The organism is Companilactobacillus tucceti DSM 20183 (genome assembly GCF_001434665.1).
Classification (GTDB): domain Bacteria; phylum Bacillota; class Bacilli; order Lactobacillales; family Lactobacillaceae; genus Companilactobacillus; species Companilactobacillus tucceti.
The window spans coordinates 29,210-51,525 of sequence record NZ_AZDG01000015.1 but is presented as its reverse complement, the minus strand read 5'-3'; the positions used below and the strand labels follow the sequence as shown (position 1 = coordinate 51,525).

The following is a 22,316-nucleotide window of genomic DNA, read 5'->3' as shown; positions in this document are numbered from 1 at the left end:
TGATTAGGGAGGATACCTTTTGATAGACGTTAATAAATTTGAAAGTATGCAAATAGGTTTAGCATCTCCTGACAAGATTCGTAGCTGGTCTTATGGAGAAGTTAAAAAGCCTGAAACAATCAACTACCGTACTTTGAAACCAGAAAAAGATGGTCTATTCGATGAAAGAATTTTTGGACCAACTAAAGACTGGGAATGTGCCTGTGGTAAATACAAACGTATTCGTTATAAGGGTATTGTTTGTGACCGTTGTGGTGTTGAAGTTACTCGTTCAAAAGTTCGTCGTGAACGTATGGCTCACATCGAATTAGCTGCACCAGTTACACATATCTGGTACTTCAAGGGAATCCCATCACGTATGGGTCTTGTTTTGGACATGAGTCCAAGAAACCTTGAAGAAGTAATTTACTTTGCTTCATACGTAGTTATCGATCCAGGTGAAACAGATCTAGAAAAGAGACAACTACTTACAGAATCTGAATACCGTAAGAAACGTGAAGAATTTGGTAACAAGTTCGTTGCTAAGATGGGTGCCGAAGGTATTAGAGACCTTCTTAGCCAAGTTGATATGGAAACAGATATTAAAGAATTACGTGAAACACTTAAGACTGCCCAAGGTCAAAAACGTACACGTGCTATTAGACGTTTGGATATTCTTAGTGCTTTCGCTAAATCAGGTAACAAACCTGAGTGGATGGTAATGGAAGCTATTCCCGTTATCCCACCAGATTTAAGACCAATGGTTCAACTAGAAGGTGGTCGTTTTGCCACATCTGATTTGAACGATTTGTATCGTCGTGTTATCAACCGTAATAATCGTTTGAAGAGATTGTTGGATCTACATGCACCTAACATCATTGTTCAAAATGAAAAGAGAATGCTTCAAGAAGCTGTTGATGCCTTGATCGATAATGGTCGTCGTGGTCGTCCTGTTACAGGACCTGGTAACCGTCCATTGAAGTCACTTTCACACATGCTTAAAGGTAAGCAAGGACGTTTCCGTCAAAACTTACTTGGTAAACGTGTTGACTATTCAGGACGTTCAGTTATCGATGTTGGTCCTACATTGAAGTTCTATCAATGTGGATTACCTCGTGAAATGGCTTTGGAATTATTTAAACCATTTGTAATGCATGAATTAGTTAAACGTGAGATTGCTTCAAACGTTAAAAACGCTAGAAGAAAAATCGATCGTCAAGATGATGATATTTGGGATGTACTTGAAGATGTAATCAAAGAACGTCCAGTTCTACTTAACCGTGCCCCTACACTTCATAGACTTGGTATTCAAGCCTTTGAACCAGTATTGGTTGATGGTAAGTCAATTCGTCTTCACCCACTAGCTTGTGAAGCTTATAATGCCGATTTTGATGGGGATCAGATGGCTGTCCACGTTCCTCTATCAGATGAAGCTCAAGCTGAAGCACGTATGTTAATGCTTGCTGCTCACCATATTCTTGCTCCTAAAGATGGTAAACCTATCGTTACACCATCACAGGACGTTGTTTTAGGTAACTATTATCTAACAATTGAAACAAGACATATGACTGGTGAAGGTAAGATTTTTACAGACGCAAATGAAGTACAAACAGCACTTCTAAATGGTGATGTTCATTACCATACAAGAATTGGTTTATCTGTTGCATCAATGCCAAATAAACCATTCACAGATGAACAAAGAAGCAAGATCATGGTTACAAGTGTTGGTAAAGTTATCTTCAACGAAATTCTTCCTGAAGACTTCCCATACTTGAATGAACCAACTGATGACAACTTAGTACATGGTGTTCCTGATAAGTACTTCCTAGACAAGGGTGAAAATATTCAAGATAAACTTGATGAAATGGATCTTGTTGACCCATTGAAGAGTGGTTATCTAAGTGATATCATTGCCCAAATCTTTAAGACATACCGTGTTCAAAGAACATCTTCATTGCTTGATGATATGAAGGAATTAGGTTACACAATTTGTACACTTTCTGGTTTAACAGTTGGTGTTACTGATGTTCCTAACTTAACTGAAAAACCTGAAATCATTGAAAAAGCCCACAAACAAGTTGCTTCAATTTCTAAGCAATTCCGTCGTGGACTTATCACAGACGAAGAACGACATGATCGTGTTATCAGTGTTTGGAACGATACAAAGGATGAAATTCAACAACTATTGATCGACTCCTTTGATCCAACAAACCCTATCTCAATGATGTCGGACTCTGGTGCCCGTGGTAACATCTCAAACTTTACTCAGCTAGCAGGTATGCGTGGACTTATGGCTGCCCCTAACGGTGGTATGATGGAAATTCCAGTTATTTCTAACTTCCGTGAAGGACTATCTGTTTTGGAAATGTTCATGTCAACCCACGGTGCTCGTAAAGGTATGACCGATACAGCCTTGAAGACTGCTAACTCAGGTTACTTAACACGTCGTCTAGTTGATGTTGCCCAAGATGTTATCGTACGTGAAGAAGATTGTGGTACTGACCGTGGACTTCTAGTAAGTTCAATTATGGAAGGTACAGATATGATCGAACCATTGTATGACCGTCTAGTTGGACGTTATACACAAAAGACTGTCAAAGATCCTGAAACAGGTGAAGTTCTTGCTGCTCGTGGAGTACTTATGGACGAAAACTTGGCTCAAAAGATCGTTGACGCAGGTGTTAAAGAAGTAACAATTCGTTCAGCATTTACATGTGATACAAAACATGGTGTATGTAAGAAATGTTACGGTAGAAACCTTGCTACTGGTGAAGAAGTTGAAATTGGTGAAGCAGTTGGTACTGTTGCTGCTCAATCAATCGGTGAACCAGGTACACAGCTTACTATGCGTAACTTCCATACCGGTGGTGTTGCTGGTGGAGATGATATTACACAAGGACTTCCTCGTGTTCAAGAAATCGTTGAAGCTAGAAACCCTAAAGGTCTTGCAGTTATTTCTGAGGTTGACGGTACTGTTACTGCAATCGATGAAAATCCTGCTGAACGTACTAAAGAGATCACTGTTGAAGGTGACATTGATACTAGATCATATAGTGTTCCTTATACATCAAGTGTTGCGGTTGCCGAAGGTGACCATGTTGACCGTGGTGGTAAGTTAACACAAGGTTCAATTGATCCTAAGGAATTGATCAAAGTTACAAATGTTCAAACAACTGAAAACTACTTACTTGCTGAAGTTCAAAAGGTTTACCGTATGCAAGGTGTTGATATTTCTGATAAGCATTTCGAGGTTATGATCAGACAAATGCTACGTAAGATCAGAATTCTTGACCCTGGTGATACAGATGTTCTACCAGGTCAATTAATGGATATTTCTCAGTTTACAGATCATAACCGTGAAACATTGTTCAACGGTGGTGTACCTGCAACTGGACGTCCAGTTCTACTTGGTATTACTAAAGCTTCACTTGAAACAAATAGTTTCTTGTCAGCTGCTTCCTTCCAGGAAACAACAAGAGTTCTTACTGATGCATCAATCAGAGGTAAGAATGATCCACTTCTTGGACTTAAAGAGAATGTTATTATTGGTAAACTTATTCCTGCCGGTACAGGTATGGCTAAGTATAACCACATGGAACCAAAGAAGACTGGTCCTATGGCTGATAACTCAATCAATGGAGCATATACAATTTCTGATATTGAAGCTCAAATGAAAGCCGAAGATGCAACAAATCACGGTGAATAATTTAAAAAAGACAACCATTTGGTTGTCTTTTTTTTATGTAGTAAATGTGATATTTTTTCAGTATAAAAGGAGGAAGATTATGACTAGACAGCGACTGAATTTTCGTGATAGTGAATTTGAAATTGATACATACTGGCTTGATCCAATAGGTGATTTGGAAAATGAACCAAATAAACCATTAGCAATAATTTGTCCCGGTGGTGCTTATAAATTTATCACCAAAAGAGAAGCTCAACCCATCGCATTAAAGTTTGCATCAGAAGGAATGCATGCGATTGTATTTGATTATCCACTAGTAGGTGATGAGAAATCAGTTTATCCGCTGGTCTTACAGGAATTAGCTACTTTACTTAACTGGATAAAAGGACAATCTGTTGAACATAAAGTCGATTTGGATAGGGTCTTATTGGTGGGATTTTCAGCTGGAAGTCATATTGTTGCTAACTTTAATTCCTTGATGACTGACGCAGAGATGTGCAAAAAAATATTTGATGATGAAATTGAAGTTCAACCTGCCGCTAATATCATTGGCTATCCAGTTATCGACCTGACTTTGGGATGGCCTAAGGAGGATTGGGCGGTCAAAATTAGTTCCGATATTTTGTATTGGCAAGCTCAAGAACATTTGAATATAAATTCTAAGCCAACTTTTATTTGGCAAACTGTCACAGATAAAACAGTTCCTGTTATGAATTCTTTGATCTATGCTCAAAAAATGGAATTGTTGAAGATTCCATATGAATTGCATTTATTTGCTTCAGGTGGACACGGATCTTCTTTAGCCACTTATGTTACAAAAGAGGGTAATGATGAAAATGTAAACTTTGCTAATGCAGCGTGGTGGGAATTATGTATGAATTGGTTGAAGGTTAGAGGAATTTTACCTAAAGATTAGAAGTATAAATGTTGAGAAAGTAATGTAAGGAACGAATCTGAATTCGTTCCTTTTTTTAAAAATAAAATAATGTAGACACAAAAAACATGCCATAAGAATAATTTTCAGAGTCATATCAAGTCCTAATAACAATGCAAGAATACTTAGTATTTCGATATCACCAAGACCAATGCCTTTGTATATGTAATTAATTAAATTTAGAAGTGTATAAATTAGTAAAGCTGGGATAAAATATAGGTGCTGGTTGCTTATGATGATAATCGGAACGAACAGCAGGTAGTGTGATAAGTAAACATAACCATAGATGTAATCACTGATTGCTAAAAGGGTAAGAACAGTAAATATTAAAGTTACAAAGATTAGATCTTGGTGCGTTAACGATGCTGCCAGTAAAAAAATTCCACCTGCAATTTCTGTGAGTAGATATAATTTGTTGATTGCTTCTCCGCAGACTTTGCATTTACCTTTACTAATTAGATAACTCCAGATGGGAATTATTTCAAACCACATCAATGTTCTTTGACAAACATCACATTTTGAACGTCTAGTTGGTTTTATGTGTGGATATTCATGAGCTATTACTGTTAGAAAAGACACGATGCTTGTGCCCAATGTAAAAATTATTAGATGGAAAACATAATTCATCTTTTATCACCTCAAAATAAATTACGTAAATCATCCATTAGTTGCATTGACATAGTCATTTTTAGATGATATTCTAATAGACGTGCTTTTATTGGCAGCAAGGTAAATTGTTATTTGAATATAAGCTCATAATGTACACCACTAACGTGGTTTATTATTTTTCAAAAATTGTGAACCACCTGGATGTGTGTACTTAAATTTTTAGGAGGAAACTTTTAATGCCTACAATTAATCAATTAGTTCGTAAAGGCCGTAAGTCAGTCGGTTCGAAGTCAAATTCACCTGCTTTAAACTTCGGTTACAACAGTATGAAGAAAGTTGCTACAAAGAACCCAGCTCCACAAAAACGTGGTGTTGCAACTCGTGTCGGAACAATGACACCTAAAAAGCCTAACTCAGCTTTACGTAAGTATGCCCGTGTTAGACTTTCAAACCTTATTGAAGTTACAGCATACATCCCAGGTGTTGGACACAACTTACAAGAGCATAGTGTTGTTCTTGTCCGTGGTGGCCGTGTAAAGGATTTACCTGGTGTTCGTTATCACGTTGTTCGTGGTGCTTTAGATACTGCCGGTGTTGATGGACGTATGCAAAGTCGTTCAAAATATGGTGCAAAGAAGCCCAAGAAATAATAATAATTAAGAAATAATAACGTAATAACGGAGGAATTTAATATGCGTAAAGGTAGAGCTCCAAAACGCGATGTTTTGCCAGATCCAATGTATAACTCAAAATTAGTAACTCGTTTAATTAATCACTTGATGTACGATGGTAAGAGAGGAACTGCTTCATCAATCTTGTATCGTTCATTTGATATTATCAAAGACAAAACTGGTAACGAACCATTGGACGTGTTTGAAGAAGCAATGAACAATGTTATGCCAGTTCTTGAAGTTAAGGCTCGCCGTATCGGTGGTTCTAACTATCAAATCCCTATCGAAGTACGTCCAGATCGTCGTACAACACTAGGACTACGCTGGATCGTTAGCTATGCTCGTCTACGTGGTGAACACACAATGGACGAACGTCTAGCAAACGAAATCATGGATGCAGCTAACAACACAGGTGCAGCTGTTAAGAAACGTGAAGATACACATAAGATGGCCGATGCCAACCGTGCATTTGCTCACTATCGCTGGTAGAATCTAGTATATTTGAGAGGAGAAACAATTTTTAATGGCTAATAAACGTGAATTTCCATTAGAAGATACTCGTAATATTGGTATCATGGCTCATATCGATGCCGGTAAGACAACAACTACAGAACGTATTCTGTACTATACAGGTAAAATCCATAAAATTGGTGAAACTCATGATGGAGCTTCACAAATGGACTGGATGGCCCAAGAACAAGAACGTGGTATTACTATTACATCAGCTGCTACAACAGCTGAATGGAAAGGTAACCGTATCAATATTATTGATACCCCAGGACACGTTGACTTCACAATCGAAGTTGAACGTTCATTACGTGTTCTAGATGGTGCCATTACTGTTCTTGATGCTCAATCAGGTGTTGAACCTCAAACTGAAAATGTTTGGCGTCAAGCTTCAACATACGGTGTTCCTCGTATCGTCTTTGTTAACAAGATGGATAAAATCGGTGCTAACTTTGACTATTCTGTAGAAACACTTCATGAAAGACTAGATGCTAACGCTCATGCGATCCAAATGCCTATCGGTGCTGAAGATCACTTTGAAGGTGTTATCGACTTGATCGAAATGAAAGCTGATCTTTATGACGAAGATGAGCTAGGTACAAAGTGGGATACTGTTGATGTTCCTGATGACTACCTTGAAGAAGCAAAGAAGAAACGTGCTGAGTTAGTTGAATCAGTTGCTGATGTTGACGATGACATCATGGAAAAATACCTTGATGGTGCTGAAATTAGCAATGATGAACTACGTAAGGCAATTAGAAAAGCAACAATCGACTTGAAGTTCTTCCCTGTACTTGCTGGTTCTGCCTTCAAGAACAAGGGTGTTCAAATGTTGATGGATGCTGTTGTTGATTACCTTCCATCACCACTTGATGTTCGTCCTTACAATGCTACAAACCCTAACGATGATAGCCAAGTTGAATTAATTGCTGATGATAGCAAGCCATTTGCTGGTTTAGCTTTCAAGATTGCTACTGATCCATTCGTTGGACGTCTAACATACATCCGTGTATATAGAGGTTCACTAGAATCTGGTTCATACGTTCTTAACGCTACAAAAGACAAGCGTGAACGTGTTGGTCGTTTGCTACAAATGCATTCTAACCACCGTAAGGAAATCCCAGAAGTATTCTCAGGTGATATCGCTGCTGTTATCGGTTTGAAGAATACTACAACTGGTGATTCATTAACTGATCCTGATGATCCATTGATTCTTGAATCATTGGATATTCCAGATCCAGTTATCCAAGTTTCTATCGAACCTGATTCAAAGGAAGATAGAGACAAGATGGATATTGCTATCCAAAAGCTATCTGAAGAAGATCCTACTTTCCAAGCAGAAACAAACCCTGAAACTGGTGAAACATTGATCGCCGGAATGGGAGAACTTCACTTGGATATCATGGTTGACCGTATGAAACGTGAGTTCAAGGTTGCATGTAAAGTTGGTGAGCCACAAGTTGCTTATCGTGAAACATTTACACAACAAACAAGTGCTCAAGGTAAATTCGTTCGTCAATCTGGTGGTAAAGGTCAATATGGTGACGTATGGATCGAATTTACACCTAATGAAGAAGGAAAAGGCTTCGAATTCGAAGATGCTATTGTCGGTGGTGTTGTTCCTCGTGAATACATCCCTTCAGTTGAACAAGGTTTGAAGGAATCAATGGAAAATGGTGTTCTTGCTGGATACCCATTGATCGATGTTAAGGCTAAGTTATATGATGGTTCATATCACGAAGTCGATTCATCAGAAGCTGCCTTCAAGATCGCTGCTTCAATTGCTTTACGTAATGCTGCTAAGTCAGCTGGTGCTGTAATTCTTGAACCTATTATGAAGGTTGAAATTGTTACTCCAGAAGATTACTTAGGTGATGTTATGGGACAAGTAACAGCTCGTCGTGGACGTGTTGAAGGTATGGAAGCTCGTGGTAACGCTCAACTCGTTAACTCATTCGTTCCACTTTCAGAAATGTTCGGCTATGCTACAACACTTCGTTCAGCAACACAAGGCCGTGGTACTTTCACAATGGTATTTGACCATTACGAAAAAGTTCCTAAGTCAATTCAAGCTGATATTATTAAGAAGAATGGCGGAAACGCTGAAGAATAATAGTAAATTAAAAAGCAATCTGATTAATCAGATTGCTTTTTTTGCGTTTAAAAATAAAAATGTAACTCATTTTTACTATGAGCTTTTCGTAAAAGTAATAAAGCTATAGATATGAATATAAGAGATTCTACAATAGTAAATAAGTAATCACCTGAAGTAACTTTACCAATCATAATCTGGCTATTGGATGATGCGAAGACTAAAATGTCCATCAATGAATGAAATATAACGGGTAATAAGAAGTTGTTAGTGTATAGATATAAAGCAGATAGAAATGTCCCTAGTGCAAAAGCAAATATAATTTGTATCAATGTGTTTCCTAAACTTTGACCAGAACTAACATTAGGCAGATGGATCAGTCCAAACATTAAACTACTAAAGAATACTGCATAATAATTTTTGAAAGTGTTCCGTTTAAAAATAGATATAAGAATTGTTAAACATGTAAAGCGAAAGGTTAGTTCTTCAGCAATTCCTGCTTCCAATCCTCCTAAAACATTTTCTAAAGTGAAGTTTGCGGAAAAATTATAGGAAGTTAATAGATTTAGCCAGTTACTTCCGTTACTGAGTGCATTCCAAACGATGAACCAAGTACTAAAAATAAATATCAAGACTGACAGTTTCCAATTGTTTTTAGTTAAAAGATTAATCTTTGGTAAGTTGTATCCCCAAGCAAGCATTGCAGTTAAAATTATTGTCGAAAAAGTCAAAGCACCCAAGAATGAGGAATTCGAAAGTACTTTAATTAGTTGATTGTTAGCTACATTTGTATTCATCGTCATAATATCAAAAGAACTCACACCATTAAAGATGAACAATAATGGTGTGATCAACAGTCGCATGATGGAAGTTTTGATTTCTCCTATTAAAACTATCGAGTAGGGAATATACATTACGATGCCATATATGAGGATGATATAGATCAAACCTGAATTCCAATTGTAAATTGTTGATCGAATCAGGTAAGATATGACCAGTGGAATAATAAAAGTTTGGACAATGATTTGGATAAATCGGTTAAACTTGACTAGTTTCTTCCTATTAGAACTATCATAGATGAGTAATCCTAATAGATTAAAGATAGCCAAGATGAAATATCCAGTCTCTTTTTGCTGTATACCAAACCCTAAGATGATAAATGCGTTAATAAAGATTTGAATATTAAAGATGGATTTAAAAGTATCTTTAGTTTGATAGGACATGAAAACCTCCTTATTAATATCTAGGTTTAATTATCGCATATTTCATTTCAAAATTATCTGAACAAAGTTTTCAATTTAATATCCTCAATAGTCTTGAAAATGACAAAATAATCGTGTATTATTATAAAAGTGCTTATTTCCAGGAGAAGTACGCGCCTATTGGTATTTAAATAAATATCGACGGCTTAGAAGTGAGAGGTTGCGACACACCCGGCCGCTTTGCCACGGCAGGGCTGGCGGATATTTTCACGGAGCCGGTCATCTTGAAAGAGACAAAAAGGAGGTAACCCCATGGCAAGTCAAAAAATTCGCATTCGTTTGAAGGCTTATGAACATCGTATTCTAGATCAATCAGCTGACAAAATTGTGGAAACAGCAAATAGAACTGGAGCAACTATTTCAGGTCCAATTCCATTGCCTACAGAACGTTCACTATATACAGTGTTGAGTTCACCACATAAGCATAAGGATTCTAGAGAGCAATTCGAAATGCGTACACATAAGAGACTTATTGACATTGTTAACCCATCACCAAAGACAGTTGATTCACTAATGAAGTTGGATCTACCATCTGGTGTGGATATTGAAATTAAATTATAATTATTAAAAATAAATTATTGGAGGTGCAAACATGGCCAGAAAAGGAATTCTTGGTAAAAAAGTCGGAATGACTCAAATTTTCACTGAAAACGGCGAATTAGTTCCAGTTACAGTTGTTGAAGCTGAACCAAACGTTGTTATGCAAGTTAAAACAGTGGAAACAGATGGTTACGAGGCTGTTCAATTAGGTTTGGAAGATCGTCGCGAAGTATTGACAAACAAACCTGCCAAAGGTCATGCAGAAAAGGCAAACACAACTCCTAAACATTATATTCGCGAGTTCCGCGATGTTGAAATGGGAGATTATGAATTAGGTGGAGAAGTAAAAGTTGATACCTTTAATTCAGGTGATATTGTCGACGTTACAGGTATTTCAAAAGGACACGGTTTCCAAGGTAACATTAAGAGATTTGGACAAGCTCGTGGACCAGAAACTCACGGTTCAAGATATCACCGTGTTGCCGGTTCAATGGGTGCTATCATTAACCGTGTTTTCAAGGGTAAGATGTTGCCAGGACGCATGGGTAATAACCGTGTTACAACACAAAATCTTGCAATTGTAAAAGTTGATGCTGAACGTAATGCAATCATGATCAAGGGTAATGTACCCGGAGCAAACAACTCATTAGTTAAAATTCAAACAGCTGTTAAAGCTAATCAAAAATAGGAAGGAGGAAATGAGTTATGACAAAAATCACAGCTTATAAAGATAGCGGTGCTGAGAACGGTACTGTAGAAGCAAATGATTCAATCTTTGGTATCGAACCAAACAACAACGTAGTTACAGATGCAGTTATTATGCAACGTGCCTCATTAAGACAAGGTACACATGATGTTAAAAACCGCTCTGAAGTTCGTGGTGGTGGTAAGAAGCCATGGCGCCAAAAGGGAACTGGACGTGCTCGTCAAGGTTCTATCAGATCCCCTCAATGGGTAGGTGGTGGTGTCGTATTCGGCCCTACACCAAGATCTTATTCATATCGTCTTCCTAGAAAAGTTAGCCGCTTGGCATTGAAGTCTGTACTTTCACAAAAGGCTGCTGACGGTAACCTAATCGTTATTGACTCAATTTCATACGACAAACCAAGTACAAAGAATTTTGCACAATTACTTAACAAAGTAGGTGCTGATAATAAAGTTCTTGTAGTTGTTGAAGATGGTAATGATAACGTTGCTTTATCAGCAAGAAATATTGATAAAGTTAACGTTGTTGCACCAGAAGGTGTAAACGTACTTGACGTTATTAACGTTAATAAGTTAGTTGTTACAAAAGCAGCACTTTCTAAGATTGAGGAGGTGCTTGGATAATGAGTGCAAGAGACGTAATTATTCGCCCAGTTATTACTGAAAGCTCAATGGACGCTATGAGCGACAAGAAATACACATTTGATGTTGCACTTGACGCAAATAAAGTTCTTGTAAGACAAGCCATTGAAGAAATTTTCGGTGTTAAAGTTAAAAAAGTAAATATCATGAATGTTTCTGGTAAGAAGAAGCGCCAAGGCCGTTATGTTGGTACAACAGCAAAACGTCGTAAGGCTATCATTACTCTTACAGATGATTCAGATGAAATTAAGATTTTTGATGAAGAATAAATAAGGAGGTCAAATAATGGCGATTATCAAGTATAAACCAACCACAAACGGTCGTCGTAATATGACTGGTTCTGACTTTTCAGAGATCACTAAGACAACTCCAGAAAAGACACTTTTAGAATCACAAAGCCATACAGCTGGTCGTAACTCATACGGTCATATTACAGTTCGTCATCGTGGCGGTGGTCACAAACAAAAGTACCGTGTTATTGATTTCAAACGATTAAAAGACGGTGTAAAAGCTACAGTTAAGTCAATTGAATATGATCCTAACCGTACAGCTAATATTGCATTACTACACTACTCAGATGGTGTTAAGTCATATATCTTAGCTCCTAAGGGTCTAGAAGTGGGACAAGTTGTTGAATCAGGTGTTGATGCAGATATCAAGCCAGGTAACGCACTTCCACTAGAAAACATTCCAGTTGGTACAATTCTTCACAACGTTGAATTAAAGCCTGGTAAGGGTGGCCAATTAGGTCGTTCTGCTGGTACATCAATTCAATTACTTGGTAGAGATGGTAAGTATTCATTACTACGTTTACCTTCAGGTGAAGTTCGTATGATTCTTTCTACGTGCCGTGCAACAGTTGGTGCTATTGGAAATGAACAACACGAATTGATCAAGATTGGTAAAGCTGGTCGTAAACGCTGGCAAGGATTCAGACCTACAGTTCGTGGTTCAGTTATGAACCCTAACGATCACCCACACGGTGGTGGTGAAGGTAAAGCTCCTATCGGTCATCCATCACCAATGTCACCATGGGGTAAGAAGACCTTGGGTAAGAAGACTCGTTCATCACATGCCAAATCTGAAAAACTTATCGTTCGTCATAGAAAAGGTAAGTAATTATTTCATTAGAATAATATAAGGAGGACAAAAGATGAGTCGTAGTTTAAAAAAAGGACCATTTGCTGATGCACATTTGATGAAAAAGATCGAAGCACAAGCAGATACTGAAAAGAAATCAGTTATCAAGACATGGTCAAGACGTTCAACAATTTTTCCTAATTTCGTAGGATATACAATCGCAGTTCATGATGGGCGTAAGCACGTTCCAGTTTACATCCAAGAAGACATGGTTGGACATAAGTTAGGCGAATTCGTACCTACACGTACATTCCATGGTCATGCTACTGACGACAAGAAGACAAAGAAGTAATAAGAAGGGAGACTTAAAAGATGGCAGAACAAGAAATTACATCTGCAACAGCCAGAGTAAAAAATGTTCGTATTGCACCTCGCAAAGCTCGCCTTGTTATTGATTTAATAAGAGGCAAGAACGCTGCTGAGGCACTTGCAATTTTGCAATTCACACCAAGAGCAGGCTCTCCAATTATTGCTAAAGCTCTTAAGTCAGCAATTGCAAACGCAGAACATAACTTTGATTTAGATGCCCAAAACCTATTTGTTAGCGAAGCATTCGTTAATGAAGGACCAACTTTGAAGCGTTTCCGCCCAAGAGCTAAGGGTTCAGCATCACCAATCAATAAGAGAACAAGTAGTATTACAGTCGTAGTAAGTGAAAAAAATTAGTATTGGAGGTAATTTGAGTGGGTCAAAAGATTAATCCAGTTGGATTCCGTGTCGGCGTTATTCGTGACTGGGATGCAAAATGGTACGCAGAAAAAGACTTTTCAACATTTTTACATGAAGACCTTAGAATTCGTAAGTATATTGAAGATAAACTTTCAAATGCTTCCGTATCAAGAATTGAGATCGAACGTACTGCAAAGAACGTGACAGTTTCAATTCATACCGCAAAACCAGGAATGGTTATCGGTAAGGGTGGTTCTGAAGTTGAAAAATTACGTAACGAACTAAACAAATTAGTTAACAGAAACATTCATATTAATATTATTGAAATTAAGAAACCTGATTTAGATGCAAAACTTGTTGGTGAGAACATTGCTCGTCAACTAGAAGCACGTATTGCATTTAGACGTGCACAACGTCAAGCTGTTCAACGCTCAAGACGTGCAGGTGCAAAAGGTATTAAGGTACAAATTTCTGGTCGTTTAAACGGTGCTGATATGGCTCGTAGAGAATGGCATACAGAAGGAACTGTTCCTCTACACACATTGCGTGCAGATATCGATTATGCTTGGGTAGAAGCTGCAACTACATATGGTAACTTGGGTGTTAAAACTTGGATTTACCGTGGTGAAATTCTTCCAGCTAAGCCAGAACATAAAGATGCAAAAAACGAAGAGAAAGGAGAATAATCTATGCTAGTACCAAAACGTGTAAAACACCGTCGTGAGTTCCGTGGAAAGATGCGCGGAGAAGCTAAAGGTGGTAAGAATGTTGATTTTGGTGAATATGGTTTGAAGTCACTTGACTCAAGCTGGATCACTAATAGACAAATCGAAGCAGCCCGTGTTGCTATGACTCGTTACATGAAGCGTGGTGGTAAGGTTTGGATTAAAATCTTCCCTCATAAATCATACACTGCAAAAGGTGTTGGAGTTCGTATGGGTTCTGGTAAAGGTGCACCTGCAGGTTGGGTTGCCCCAGTAAAACGTGAGAAAGTTTTATTTGAAATTGGTGGAGTTCCTGAAGAAGTTGCTCGTGAAGCCCTAAGACTTGCATCTCACAAGTTGCCAGTTAGAACAAAGTTTGTAAAACGTGAGGAAGTAGGTGGCGCTGATGAAGGCTAGTGAAATCAAAGAGCTAACTGCTGCTCAATTACAAGATAAAGTTAAAGAATATAAAGAAGAACTTTTCAACTTGCGCTTCCAACAAGCTACAGGCCAATTGGAAAACACAGCTCGTTTAAACGCTGTTAGAAAAAATATTGCAAGATTAAGAACTGTTCAAAACCAAAAGAACAACGATAAATAATAAACAGGAAGGGAGATATCAAGTTGAGCGAAAATCAAACAGACCGTAATAGTCGTAAAGTATATCAAGGACGCGTTGTTTCAGATAAGATGGATAAAACAATTGTTGTTTTAGTTGAAACATATAAGAATCATCCAGTTTATAAGAAACGTGTTAGATATTCAAAGAAGTACTACGTTCAAGATGAAAAGAACGAAGCTAAGGTTAATGATGTTGTACGTATCATGGAAACTCGACCTTTGTCAAAGACAAAGCGCTTCCGTTTATTAGATATCGTCGAGAAAGCAGTTATTATCTAGTTTAAAACTGATGAGAGGAGGACCAAGAAGTGATTCAACAAGAAAGTCGTCTAAAAGTTGCAGATAACTCTGGAGCTCGTGAAATTCTAACTATTAAAGTTCTTGGTGGTTCAAACCGTAAGACAGCTAACATCGGAGATGTTATTGTTGCCACTGTTAAACAAGCAACACCAGGTGGCGTTGTTAAAAAAGGTGACGTCGTTAAGGCAGTTATCGTAAGAACTGTATCCGGTGCTCACCGTACAGATGGTTCTTACATCAGATTTGATGAAAATGCTGCGGTTATTATTAACGCTGATAAGACACCTAGAGGAACTCGTATTTTCGGACCTGTTGCTCGTGAATTACGTGATAATGATTTTATGAAGATCGTATCATTAGCACCAGAAGTTCTATAAAAAGATCAATATAATTCAGGAGGTGCTGAATAGTGTTTGTAAAAACTGGAGACAATGTTGTAGTTATTGCCGGTGATAGCAAGGGAACACAAGGTGTAGTTAAAAAGGCTTTGCCAAGTGAAAACAAAGTTATCGTTGAAGGTGTGAATGTTGTTAAGAAACATTCAAAACCAAGTAATACACAACCTCAAGGCGGAATCGCTGATGTTGAGAAACCTATTAGCGCAACTAACGTAAAAGTTGTAAAGAAATCAACTGATAAAGAAGATAAGTAAGAAAGGAGAAAACTAAATGGCTAATGCATTAAAAGAAATGTATGTAAAAGAAATTACACCATCAATGATGGAAAAATTCAATTACACATCTAACATGCAAACACCAAAGATTGACAAGATCGTTTTGAATATGGGTGTTGGTGATGCTATTGCTAACTCAAAGAATCTTGACGAAGCAGTAGAAGAATTAGGACTTATTGCTGGTCAAAAACCTTTGATCACAAAAGCTAAGAAATCAATCGCCGGATTCAGATTACGTGAAGGTATGTCAATTGGTGCTAAGGTTACACTTCGTGGTGATCGCATGTATGACTTCCTTGACAAGTTAATTAATATCGCTTTACCTCGTGTTCGTGATTTTCACGGTGTAGGTACTCGTTCATTCGATGGTCGCGGTAACTATACACTAGGTATCAAAGAACAATTGGTTTTCCCAGAAATCGATTATGATAAGGTTAACAAAATTCGTGGATTGGACATCGTTATTGTTACAACAGCAAATACTGATGAAGAATCACGTGAATTATTAACACAATTAGGAATGCCATTTTCAAAATAATAAGGGAGGTCAAATTCAATGGCTAAGAAGTCTCAAATGGTACGTAATCACAGACCTGCTAAGTTCTCTTCACAAGAGTACACACGTTGCGAACGTTGTGGTCGTCCACATTCTGTATATCGTAAGTTCAAACTTTGCCGTGTTTGCCTTCGCGAATTGGCCCACAAAGGTCAAATCCCTGGCATGAGAAAAGCTAGTTGGTAAGATATTAAAAGAGGAGGTAAAATTAATGGTCATGACAGATCCTATTGCGGATTATCTAACAAGAATCCGTAACGCTAATATGGTTAAACATGAATCTCTAGAAGTGCCTGCTTCAAACATCAAGAAGAGCATTACAGAGATTTTGAAGAATGAAGGATTTATCAAAGATTACGAAATCATCGAAGATAACAAGCAAGATGTTATTCGTATCGTCTTAAAGTATGGTAAAGATCAACAACGTGTAATCACTGGTTTGAAACGTATTTCAAGACCAGGTTTGCGTAGTTATGTAGATTCAGATAATGTGCCTAAGGTCCTTAACGGATTAGGTATTGCTATCCTTTCAACATCAAAAGGTGTTGTAACTGATAAAGAAGCCCGTGCACAACGTGTTGGTGGCGAAGTTCTTGCATACATTTGGTAAAATTTTTAAAAGATAAGGAGGTGCACGAATTTGAGTCGTATCGGTTATAAAGTAATTGAAGTCCCAGAAGGAGTTACAATTACTCAAAAAGATGAAGATATTACTGTTAAGGGCCCTAAGGGTGAATTAACAAGACATTTTGATCCAAAAATCAAGTTAACTCTTGAAGGTAACGAAGCTAAGTTCGATCGTGAAAGTGATAATGATAAAGCTCTTCACGGAACAATGCGCGCAAACCTTAACAACATGATCCTCGGTGTAACAGAAGGTTTCGAAAAGAAGCTTGAGCTTAGAGGTGTTGGTTACCGTGCACAAGTTAAGGGTGAAACACTAACACTTTCAGTTGGTTATTCACATCCTGTAGTTATGGAAGCACCAAAGGGCATCAAGGTTGATTCACCTTCAAATACTGAAATCAATATTTCTGGTATCAGTAAACAAAAGGTTGGCCAATTTGCTGCCGAGATCCGCGACGTACGTCCCCCAGAACCATATAAGGGTAAAGGTATTCGTTATGTTGATGAATATGTTCGTCGTAAAGAAGGTAAAACTGGTAAATAGTAAATAATAGTATGAGGTGAAAATTGTGATTTCAAAACCAGATAAAAACAAAGCACGTCAAAAGCGCCAAAAACGTGTCCGTGCCAAAATCTCTGGTACTGCTGAGCGCCCACGCTTAAATGTATTCCGTTCAAATAAAAACATTTACGCTCAAGTAATTGATGACGTAAAGGGTGTAACGCTAGCAAGTGCCTCATCTCTTGATAAAGAGGTAAGCGACGGTTCTAAAGTTGAAGAAGCTGCAGCCGTTGGTGCATTAGTTGCTAAAAGAGCACAAGATGCCAAAGTCAGTGAAGTTATTTTTGATCGTGGCGGATATATCTACCATGGTCGTGTACAAAGTCTTGCTGAAGCAGCTCGTGAAAATGGGCTAAAATTCTAGAAGGAGGAAACCAAATTTATGACATATATCGATCCATCTCAAATGGAATTAGAAGATCGCGTTGTCTCAATCAACCGTGTCACAAAGGTTGTTAAAGGTGGACGCCGTCTACGTTTTGCTGCTATCGTAATTGTTGGTGACAAAGCTGGTCACGTTGGATTCGGAACTGGTAAAGCTCAAGAAGTTCCTGAAGCTATTCGTAAGGCTGTTGAAGATGCCAAAAAGAACTTAATTAATGTTCCTATGGTTGGTTCAACAATTCCTCACGAAGTTATCGGTAGATTCGGTGCTGGTAGAATTATGTTGAAGCCTGCTATCGAAGGTTCTGGTATCGCTGCTGGTGGTGCTGTCCGTGCCGTGCTTGAATTAGCCGGTGTTGGTGATATTACAAGTAAATCACTTGGTAGAAATACACCAATTAACGTTATTCGTGCAACAATCGAAGGACTAAAAGAAATTAAAACAGCTGAAAGCGTTTCTGAGATGCGCGGAATTTCAGCCCAAGAATTGCTTAACTAAAAGAAAGGTGCGTAATTATGGCTAAACTTAAAATTACTCTTATTAGAAGTGCAGCTCACCGCCTTCCTGCTCAACGTACAATTGTTAAAGAACTAGGACTCGGAAGAGTTAATAGTTCAGTTGTTAAGCCGGACGATCCTGCAATCCGTGGTGCTGTATTAAAAATCGCTCATCTAGTTAGCGTGGAAGAAGTTAAAGATTAATAAATTTTAAAAGATTAGGAGGTGCAAGAATGGAACTAAACGAACTTAAGCCAAGTGCTGGCTCAAGACACTCAAGAAAGCGTCTAGGTCGTGGTACTTCAAGTGGCCAAGGTAAAACTGCTGGTCGTGGACAAAAAGGTCAATTAGCTAGATCAGGTGGTAAAACACGTATTGGTTTTGAAGGTGGACAAATGCCATTGTTCCGTCGTATGCCAAAGCGTGGATTCAAGAATATCAATCGCAAGGAATACGCTATTGTAAACCTTAAAGATTTAAGCAAATTTAACGACGGTGCTGAAGTTAATGTTGATACATTAAAAGAAGCTGGAATTGTTAAAAAACAATTCAACGGAGTTAAGTTACTTGCTAACGGAGAAGTTAGTGCTAAATTAACAGTTAAAGTTACTAAAGTTTCTGAAGCTGCTAAGAAGGCAATTGAAGCTGCTGGTGGAACTGTAGAGGTGATCTAATGCTTAAAACTATCAGAGATGCTCTAAAGGTCAAAGAAATCCGTCAAAAGATTCTCTTTACCTTGTTGTTACTTGTTATCTATCGTTTGGGATCGCAAATCACAGTACCTGGTGTCAATGCTTCGGCAATGGACAAGGTTAGTTCTTCAGGGTTAGTTCCCCTATTGGATACTGTTACTGGTGGTGGTCTTGCAAATTATTCTATTTTCTCAATGGGTGTTTCACCATTCATCACCGCACAAATTGTTGTTCAACTTTTGCAAATGGACATTGTTCCAAAGTTTGTAGAGTGGAGTAAGCAAGGTGAGGTTGGTCGTAGAAAACTAAATCAAGTAACGAGATATTTGACGATTGTTTTAGGTTTTGTTCAATCAATCGGAATTACTGCTGATTTTAATCAACTTAGTGGTTTAGGACTTGTTAAATCTCCTAATATTCAGGCATTTATTACTATCGGTATTATTTTGACCGGTGGTACTATGCTACTTACTTGGATTGGTGAACAAATCACCGATAAAGGTCTAGGTAACGGAGTTTCAGTTATCATCTTTGCCGGTATTATTGCTAGATTCCCTAACGGTGTCTATCAAATCTATCGTGACAATGTGATCAACTCAAGTTCTGCTGACTTAGGTAAGAATATAGCATTTATGGTTGGATTGGTTATAGCTGTTCTGATCGTTGTTCAATTTGTTACATATGTACAACAAGCTAACAGAAGAGTTCCAATTCAATATACAAGACGTGCAGCCGGAAGTGGTAGTGAGAGTTTCTTACCATTAAAGGTTAATGTTGCTGGTGTTATTCCCGTTATCTTTGCTAGTTCATTTATTGTAACGCCTCAAACTATTTTGATGGCATTCCAAGCAAATCACAGCGAAGATAGTTGGTATCAAGTGTTAACAAATATATTCAGTATGCAGACAACAACAGGATCCCTACTATATACATTGTTGATTGTGTTATTCACTTTCTTCTATGCATTTGTTCAAGTAAATCCTGAAAAACTTGCAGAAAACTTACAGAAACAGGGAGCTTATATTCCTGGTGTCTGGCCTGGTAATGAAACAATTAAGTTCATGTCAGGTATTTTGATGAGATTGTCCACTGTTGGTTCAGTATTCTTAGGATTGGTTTCATTGCTTCCATTACTTGCCGCAAATATCTTCGGCTTACCACAGTCCATCGGACTTGGTGGTACTAGTCTTTTGATTATTGTCGGTGTTGCATTGGAAATGGATCGTCAATTAAGAGGTCTATTGATGAAGCGTGAATACGTTGGTTTTATTAGATAATAGGAGATGTGACAATGAATATCGTATTGATGGGTTTACCCGGAGCTGGTAAAGGTACTCAAGCTGAAAAAATTGTTGAAGATTTTAATGTAGTTCATATTTCAACTGGTGATATGTTTAGACAAGCTATGGCTGATGAAACTGAAGTTGGTCTAAAGGCTAAGAGTTATATGGATAAAGGTGAGTTAGTTCCTGACGACGTTACCGAGGCTATTGTTGAAGAGCGTTTGGCTAAAGATGACGTTCAAAAGAATGGATATATGCTTGATGGATTTCCGAGAACTCTTGAACAGGCTAATGCTTTACAGACAATTGCAAAGAATGTAAACAAACCAATAGATGCTGTCATCTATATTGATGTAAAGCCTGAATCATTAGTTGATCGTTTATCTGGAAGATATATTTGTTCCAAGTGTGGAGCAACTTATCATAAGATTTATAATCCTACAAAAGTTGAAGGAACATGTGACGTCTGTGGCGGACATGATTTTTATCAACGTGATGATGATAAACCAGAAACTGTAAAGAATAGATTAAAAGTTAATATTGAAATGAATACACCATTAATTGATTTTTATGACAAGTTAAACTTGTTATATAAAATCAATGGTGAACAAGAAATAGATGAAGTTTATAAAGAAGTAAAGAAAGTTTTACAAAGTCTGTAAAACTTTTTACTTTGAATTGTTTACATAACTAAAAAATTATTGTATAATTTCGCGGTATATGCAGGCGAATTTCATCCCGATGGAGGTTAATGTCTTTGGCAAAAGAAGATGTCATTGAAGTAGAAGGTACAATTTCAGAAACATTGCCTAACGCAATGTTTAAGGTAAAACTTGAAAATGGGGCAACTGTTTTGGCCCATGTGTCAGGTAAAATCCGTATGCACTATATCAGAATTTTGCCCGGTGACAAGGTTACCGTGGAATTATCCCCTTATGATTTAACCAAGGGAAGAATTACATATAGATACAGATAATAATTTATTTTAATGGAATGGAGGTTCCAACATGAAAGTAAGACCATCCGTTAAACCTATGTGTGAGCATTGTAAGGTAATCAAAAGACGTGGACGCGTCATGGTTATTTGCTCTGCAGATCCAAAGCACAAACAAAGACAAGGATAATAAATATAGGAGGTGCAATTAATGGCTCGTATAGCAGGTGTAGATTTGCCTCGTGATAAGAGAATCGTTATTGCCTTAACATACATTTTTGGTATTGGTAATACAACAGCTCAAAAAGTACTTAAAGATGCTGGCGTTTCTGAAGACGTTCGTACAAGAGACTTGACTCCTGATCAAGAAGATAAAATTCGTGCAGAAGTTGACAAAGTACGTGTCGAAGGTGACTTGCGTCGTGAAGTAAGTATGAATATCAAGAGACTACAAGAAATTGGCTCATATCGTGGTATGAGACACAGACGTGGATTGCCCGTTAGAGGTCAAAACACAAAGAATAATGCAAGAACTCGTAAGGGTAAGAAAGTATCTATCGCGGGTAAGAAGAAGTAATTATAAGATAGGAGGTTAATTCATGGCACAAAACAAAGGTCGTAAACGCCGTACTAAGAAGCATATTGAGTCTGGAGTTGCACATATCCACTCTACATTCAATAACACACTAGTTATGATCACTGATGTTAACGGAAACGCTGTTTCATGGTCATCAGCTGGTGCATTAGGATTCAAGGGAAGCCGTAAATCAACACCATTTGCTGCACAAATGGCTGGTGAAGCAGCTGCTAAAGAATCAATGGAACAAGGTATGAAAACAGTTGAAGTAGCTGTTAAGGGTCCTGGTTCAGGTCGTGAAGCTGCAATCCGTTCATTACAAGCTACTGGATTGGAAATTACAGCTATTCGTGACGTTACACCAGTTCCTCACAATGGTTCACGTCCTCCAAAGCGTCGTCGTGTATAGAATGGTTTTGGTTTTATACCCATATGAACTAAGCTACACACATTTCGTTTTGAAAGGGGAA

General features: G+C 37.9%; 34 protein-coding genes. 32 read left to right on the top strand and 2 right to left on the bottom strand.

From position 1 onward, the window contains the following. Positions 1 to 19 precede the first annotated feature (19 nt). Complete coding sequence (rpoC, locus tag FC72_RS07500) at positions 20 to 3,685, top strand: DNA-directed RNA polymerase subunit beta' (protein WP_057766381.1); 3,666 nt, start codon at positions 20 to 22, stop codon at positions 3,683 to 3,685. Positions 3,686 to 3,764: 79 nt separating this feature from the next. Beyond that, positions 3,765 to 4,580 carry an alpha/beta hydrolase gene (locus tag FC72_RS07495; protein ID WP_057766379.1) on the top strand — a complete coding sequence of 272 codons (816 nt, stop codon included), beginning with the start codon at positions 3,765 to 3,767 and terminating at the stop codon, positions 4,578 to 4,580. Here the strand turns inward: FC72_RS07495 and FC72_RS11165 are convergent. Beyond that, the gene (locus tag FC72_RS11165) at positions 4,566 to 5,225 is read right to left on the bottom strand and encodes a prepilin peptidase (protein ID WP_057766377.1); all 660 of its coding nucleotides are present in this window, start codon (positions 5,223 to 5,225) and stop codon (positions 4,566 to 4,568) included. The two genes, FC72_RS07495 and FC72_RS11165, sit on opposite strands and share 15 nt — an antisense overlap. Before the next feature lie 218 nt (positions 5,226 to 5,443). On the opposite strand from FC72_RS11165, the gene rpsL reads away from it, so the two are divergent. Genes rpsL through fusA form a run of 3 tightly spaced genes read left to right on the top strand, consistent with a single transcriptional unit; the run spans position 5,444 to position 8,498 of the window. Next, positions 5,444 to 5,857, top strand: a complete 414-nt coding sequence (gene rpsL / locus FC72_RS07485; RefSeq protein WP_057766375.1) for a 30S ribosomal protein S12 — start codon at positions 5,444 to 5,446, stop codon at positions 5,855 to 5,857. A 42-nt stretch (positions 5,858 to 5,899) separates the two neighbouring features. Next, positions 5,900 to 6,367 carry a 30S ribosomal protein S7 gene (gene rpsG / locus FC72_RS07480; RefSeq protein ID WP_057766372.1) on the top strand — a complete coding sequence of 156 codons (468 nt, stop codon included), beginning with the start codon at positions 5,900 to 5,902 and terminating at the stop codon, positions 6,365 to 6,367. A 34-nt stretch (positions 6,368 to 6,401) separates the two neighbouring features. Beyond that, positions 6,402 to 8,498, top strand: coding sequence for an elongation factor G (gene fusA, locus FC72_RS07475; protein ID WP_057766370.1), 2,097 nt, complete (start codon positions 6,402 to 6,404; stop codon positions 8,496 to 8,498). A 47-nt stretch (positions 8,499 to 8,545) separates the two neighbouring features. On the opposite strand, the gene FC72_RS07470 is transcribed toward fusA, so the two are convergent. Further along, positions 8,546 to 9,700 carry a CPBP family intramembrane glutamic endopeptidase gene (locus FC72_RS07470; protein ID WP_057766369.1) on the bottom strand — a complete coding sequence of 385 codons (1,155 nt, stop codon included), beginning with the start codon at positions 9,698 to 9,700 and terminating at the stop codon, positions 8,546 to 8,548. 291 nt (positions 9,701 to 9,991) lie between these two features. Between FC72_RS07470 and rpsJ the strand changes: the two genes are divergently transcribed. The 27 genes from rpsJ (at position 9,992) to rpsK (ending at position 22,255) form a co-directional block, all read left to right on the top strand. Next, entirely contained in the window at positions 9,992 to 10,300 is a 309-nt protein-coding gene (gene rpsJ, locus FC72_RS07465; RefSeq protein ID WP_057766367.1) for a 30S ribosomal protein S10, read from the top strand. A 31-nt stretch (positions 10,301 to 10,331) separates the two neighbouring features. Continuing rightward, positions 10,332 to 10,967 (top strand): 50S ribosomal protein L3, encoded by a 636-nt coding sequence (rplC, locus tag FC72_RS07460; protein ID WP_057766365.1) that lies wholly within the window; start codon positions 10,332 to 10,334, stop codon positions 10,965 to 10,967. A gap of 17 nt (positions 10,968 to 10,984) precedes the next feature. Further along, positions 10,985 to 11,608, top strand: coding sequence for a 50S ribosomal protein L4 (gene rplD, locus FC72_RS07455; RefSeq protein ID WP_057766363.1), 624 nt, complete (start codon positions 10,985 to 10,987; stop codon positions 11,606 to 11,608). Further along, positions 11,608 to 11,895, top strand: a complete 288-nt coding sequence (gene rplW / locus FC72_RS07450; RefSeq protein WP_057766361.1) for a 50S ribosomal protein L23 — start codon at positions 11,608 to 11,610, stop codon at positions 11,893 to 11,895. The genes rplD and rplW overlap by 1 nt, the downstream gene beginning before the upstream one ends. Positions 11,896 to 11,911: 16 nt before the next feature. Next, the gene (gene rplB, locus FC72_RS07445; protein WP_057766359.1) at positions 11,912 to 12,745 is read left to right on the top strand and encodes a 50S ribosomal protein L2; all 834 of its coding nucleotides are present in this window, start codon (positions 11,912 to 11,914) and stop codon (positions 12,743 to 12,745) included. 34 nt (positions 12,746 to 12,779) lie between these two features. Continuing rightward, positions 12,780 to 13,058, top strand: a complete 279-nt coding sequence (rpsS, locus tag FC72_RS07440; RefSeq protein ID WP_057766357.1) for a 30S ribosomal protein S19 — start codon at positions 12,780 to 12,782, stop codon at positions 13,056 to 13,058. Positions 13,059 to 13,078: 20 nt separating this feature from the next. Continuing rightward, positions 13,079 to 13,432 (top strand): 50S ribosomal protein L22, encoded by a 354-nt coding sequence (gene rplV, locus FC72_RS07435; protein WP_057766355.1) that lies wholly within the window; start codon positions 13,079 to 13,081, stop codon positions 13,430 to 13,432. A gap of 17 nt (positions 13,433 to 13,449) precedes the next feature. After that, positions 13,450 to 14,121, top strand: a complete 672-nt coding sequence (gene rpsC, locus FC72_RS07430) for a 30S ribosomal protein S3 (protein ID WP_057766353.1) — start codon at positions 13,450 to 13,452, stop codon at positions 14,119 to 14,121. Between the two features lie 3 nt (positions 14,122 to 14,124). After that, positions 14,125 to 14,556 (top strand): 50S ribosomal protein L16, encoded by a 432-nt coding sequence (rplP, locus tag FC72_RS07425; RefSeq protein WP_057766351.1) that lies wholly within the window; start codon positions 14,125 to 14,127, stop codon positions 14,554 to 14,556. Beyond that, a complete protein-coding gene (gene rpmC / locus FC72_RS07420; protein ID WP_057766349.1) occupies positions 14,546 to 14,740 on the top strand; it encodes a 50S ribosomal protein L29 in 195 nt (64 codons plus the stop codon). The genes rplP and rpmC overlap by 11 nt, the downstream gene beginning before the upstream one ends. A gap of 23 nt (positions 14,741 to 14,763) precedes the next feature. Continuing rightward, positions 14,764 to 15,039, top strand: coding sequence for a 30S ribosomal protein S17 (gene rpsQ, locus FC72_RS07415; RefSeq protein ID WP_057766347.1), 276 nt, complete (start codon positions 14,764 to 14,766; stop codon positions 15,037 to 15,039). Between the two features lie 29 nt (positions 15,040 to 15,068). Beyond that, positions 15,069 to 15,437, top strand: a complete 369-nt coding sequence (gene rplN / locus FC72_RS07410; RefSeq protein ID WP_057766345.1) for a 50S ribosomal protein L14 — start codon at positions 15,069 to 15,071, stop codon at positions 15,435 to 15,437. Positions 15,438 to 15,469: 32 nt separating this feature from the next. Beyond that, on the top strand, positions 15,470 to 15,712 hold the full coding sequence (rplX, locus tag FC72_RS07405; RefSeq protein ID WP_057766342.1) for a 50S ribosomal protein L24: 243 nt from the start codon (positions 15,470 to 15,472) through the stop codon (positions 15,710 to 15,712). A gap of 16 nt (positions 15,713 to 15,728) precedes the next feature. Then, positions 15,729 to 16,271: a 50S ribosomal protein L5 gene (gene rplE / locus FC72_RS07400; RefSeq protein ID WP_057766340.1), complete on the top strand. Its 543-nt coding sequence runs from the start codon at positions 15,729 to 15,731 to the stop codon at positions 16,269 to 16,271. 18 nt (positions 16,272 to 16,289) lie between these two features. Continuing rightward, positions 16,290 to 16,475, top strand: a complete 186-nt coding sequence (locus tag FC72_RS07395) for a type Z 30S ribosomal protein S14 (RefSeq protein ID WP_057766337.1) — start codon at positions 16,290 to 16,292, stop codon at positions 16,473 to 16,475. Between the two features lie 25 nt (positions 16,476 to 16,500). Next, a complete protein-coding gene (gene rpsH, locus FC72_RS07390; protein ID WP_057766336.1) occupies positions 16,501 to 16,899 on the top strand; it encodes a 30S ribosomal protein S8 in 399 nt (132 codons plus the stop codon). A gap of 30 nt (positions 16,900 to 16,929) precedes the next feature. After that, complete coding sequence (gene rplF, locus FC72_RS07385; protein ID WP_057766334.1) at positions 16,930 to 17,460, top strand: 50S ribosomal protein L6; 531 nt, start codon at positions 16,930 to 16,932, stop codon at positions 17,458 to 17,460. A 16-nt stretch (positions 17,461 to 17,476) separates the two neighbouring features. Beyond that, on the top strand, positions 17,477 to 17,842 hold the full coding sequence (rplR, locus tag FC72_RS07380; RefSeq protein WP_057766332.1) for a 50S ribosomal protein L18: 366 nt from the start codon (positions 17,477 to 17,479) through the stop codon (positions 17,840 to 17,842). 18 nt (positions 17,843 to 17,860) lie between these two features. Beyond that, positions 17,861 to 18,361, top strand: coding sequence for a 30S ribosomal protein S5 (gene rpsE / locus FC72_RS07375; RefSeq protein ID WP_057766330.1), 501 nt, complete (start codon positions 17,861 to 17,863; stop codon positions 18,359 to 18,361). A gap of 17 nt (positions 18,362 to 18,378) precedes the next feature. Next, positions 18,379 to 18,564, top strand: a complete 186-nt coding sequence (gene rpmD / locus FC72_RS07370; RefSeq protein ID WP_057766328.1) for a 50S ribosomal protein L30 — start codon at positions 18,379 to 18,381, stop codon at positions 18,562 to 18,564. Positions 18,565 to 18,593: 29 nt separating this feature from the next. Next, positions 18,594 to 19,034: a 50S ribosomal protein L15 gene (gene rplO, locus FC72_RS07365; protein WP_057766326.1), complete on the top strand. Its 441-nt coding sequence runs from the start codon at positions 18,594 to 18,596 to the stop codon at positions 19,032 to 19,034. Next, on the top strand, positions 19,034 to 20,329 hold the full coding sequence (secY, locus tag FC72_RS07360; RefSeq protein WP_057766325.1) for a preprotein translocase subunit SecY: 1,296 nt from the start codon (positions 19,034 to 19,036) through the stop codon (positions 20,327 to 20,329). Before rplO ends, secY begins: the two co-directional genes overlap by 1 nt. 14 nt (positions 20,330 to 20,343) lie before the next feature. Continuing rightward, positions 20,344 to 20,997, top strand: coding sequence for an adenylate kinase (locus FC72_RS07355; RefSeq protein WP_057766322.1), 654 nt, complete (start codon positions 20,344 to 20,346; stop codon positions 20,995 to 20,997). A 95-nt stretch (positions 20,998 to 21,092) separates the two neighbouring features. Continuing rightward, entirely contained in the window at positions 21,093 to 21,311 is a 219-nt protein-coding gene (gene infA / locus FC72_RS07350; protein WP_010018544.1) for a translation initiation factor IF-1, read from the top strand. A 31-nt stretch (positions 21,312 to 21,342) separates the two neighbouring features. Next, positions 21,343 to 21,459 (top strand): 50S ribosomal protein L36, encoded by a 117-nt coding sequence (gene rpmJ / locus FC72_RS07345; protein WP_010018546.1) that lies wholly within the window; start codon positions 21,343 to 21,345, stop codon positions 21,457 to 21,459. 21 nt (positions 21,460 to 21,480) lie between these two features. Next, positions 21,481 to 21,846, top strand: a complete 366-nt coding sequence (gene rpsM / locus FC72_RS07340; RefSeq protein ID WP_057766320.1) for a 30S ribosomal protein S13 — start codon at positions 21,481 to 21,483, stop codon at positions 21,844 to 21,846. 22 nt (positions 21,847 to 21,868) lie between these two features. Next, a complete protein-coding gene (rpsK, locus tag FC72_RS07335; RefSeq protein WP_057766319.1) occupies positions 21,869 to 22,255 on the top strand; it encodes a 30S ribosomal protein S11 in 387 nt (128 codons plus the stop codon). Positions 22,256 to 22,316 lie beyond the last annotated feature (61 nt).

Excerpts from the sequence above, each read along its gene's own strand:
- FC72_RS07495 (WP_057766379.1), top strand. The coding sequence starts at position 3,765 with ATGACTAGACAGCGACTGAATTTTCGTGATAGTGAATTTGAAATTGAT.
- FC72_RS11165 (WP_057766377.1), bottom strand. The coding sequence starts at position 5,225 with ATGAATTATGTTTTCCATCTAATAATTTTTACATTGGGCACAAGCATC.
- rpsL (WP_057766375.1), top strand. The coding sequence starts at position 5,444 with ATGCCTACAATTAATCAATTAGTTCGTAAAGGCCGTAAGTCAGTCGGT.
- rpsG (WP_057766372.1), top strand. The coding sequence starts at position 5,900 with ATGCGTAAAGGTAGAGCTCCAAAACGCGATGTTTTGCCAGATCCAATG.
- fusA (WP_057766370.1), top strand. The coding sequence starts at position 6,402 with ATGGCTAATAAACGTGAATTTCCATTAGAAGATACTCGTAATATTGGT.
- FC72_RS07470 (WP_057766369.1), bottom strand. The coding sequence starts at position 9,700 with ATGTCCTATCAAACTAAAGATACTTTTAAATCCATCTTTAATATTCAA.
- rpsJ (WP_057766367.1), top strand. The coding sequence starts at position 9,992 with ATGGCAAGTCAAAAAATTCGCATTCGTTTGAAGGCTTATGAACATCGT.
- rplC (WP_057766365.1), top strand. The coding sequence starts at position 10,332 with ATGGCCAGAAAAGGAATTCTTGGTAAAAAAGTCGGAATGACTCAAATT.
- rplD (WP_057766363.1), top strand. The coding sequence starts at position 10,985 with ATGACAAAAATCACAGCTTATAAAGATAGCGGTGCTGAGAACGGTACT.
- rplW (WP_057766361.1), top strand. The coding sequence starts at position 11,608 with ATGAGTGCAAGAGACGTAATTATTCGCCCAGTTATTACTGAAAGCTCA.
- rplB (WP_057766359.1), top strand. The coding sequence starts at position 11,912 with ATGGCGATTATCAAGTATAAACCAACCACAAACGGTCGTCGTAATATG.
- rpsS (WP_057766357.1), top strand. The coding sequence starts at position 12,780 with ATGAGTCGTAGTTTAAAAAAAGGACCATTTGCTGATGCACATTTGATG.
- rplV (WP_057766355.1), top strand. The coding sequence starts at position 13,079 with ATGGCAGAACAAGAAATTACATCTGCAACAGCCAGAGTAAAAAATGTT.
- rplP (WP_057766351.1), top strand. The coding sequence starts at position 14,125 with ATGCTAGTACCAAAACGTGTAAAACACCGTCGTGAGTTCCGTGGAAAG.
- rpmC (WP_057766349.1), top strand. The coding sequence starts at position 14,546 with ATGAAGGCTAGTGAAATCAAAGAGCTAACTGCTGCTCAATTACAAGAT.
- rplE (WP_057766340.1), top strand. The coding sequence starts at position 15,729 with ATGGCTAATGCATTAAAAGAAATGTATGTAAAAGAAATTACACCATCA.
- FC72_RS07395 (WP_057766337.1), top strand. The coding sequence starts at position 16,290 with ATGGCTAAGAAGTCTCAAATGGTACGTAATCACAGACCTGCTAAGTTC.
- rpsH (WP_057766336.1), top strand. The coding sequence starts at position 16,501 with ATGGTCATGACAGATCCTATTGCGGATTATCTAACAAGAATCCGTAAC.
- rpsE (WP_057766330.1), top strand. The coding sequence starts at position 17,861 with ATGACATATATCGATCCATCTCAAATGGAATTAGAAGATCGCGTTGTC.
- rpmD (WP_057766328.1), top strand. The coding sequence starts at position 18,379 with ATGGCTAAACTTAAAATTACTCTTATTAGAAGTGCAGCTCACCGCCTT.
- rplO (WP_057766326.1), top strand. The coding sequence starts at position 18,594 with ATGGAACTAAACGAACTTAAGCCAAGTGCTGGCTCAAGACACTCAAGA.
- secY (WP_057766325.1), top strand. The coding sequence starts at position 19,034 with ATGCTTAAAACTATCAGAGATGCTCTAAAGGTCAAAGAAATCCGTCAA.
- FC72_RS07355 (WP_057766322.1), top strand. The coding sequence starts at position 20,344 with ATGAATATCGTATTGATGGGTTTACCCGGAGCTGGTAAAGGTACTCAA.
- rpmJ (WP_010018546.1), top strand. The coding sequence starts at position 21,343 with ATGAAAGTAAGACCATCCGTTAAACCTATGTGTGAGCATTGTAAGGTA.
- rpsM (WP_057766320.1), top strand. The coding sequence starts at position 21,481 with ATGGCTCGTATAGCAGGTGTAGATTTGCCTCGTGATAAGAGAATCGTT.
- rpsK (WP_057766319.1), top strand. The coding sequence starts at position 21,869 with ATGGCACAAAACAAAGGTCGTAAACGCCGTACTAAGAAGCATATTGAG.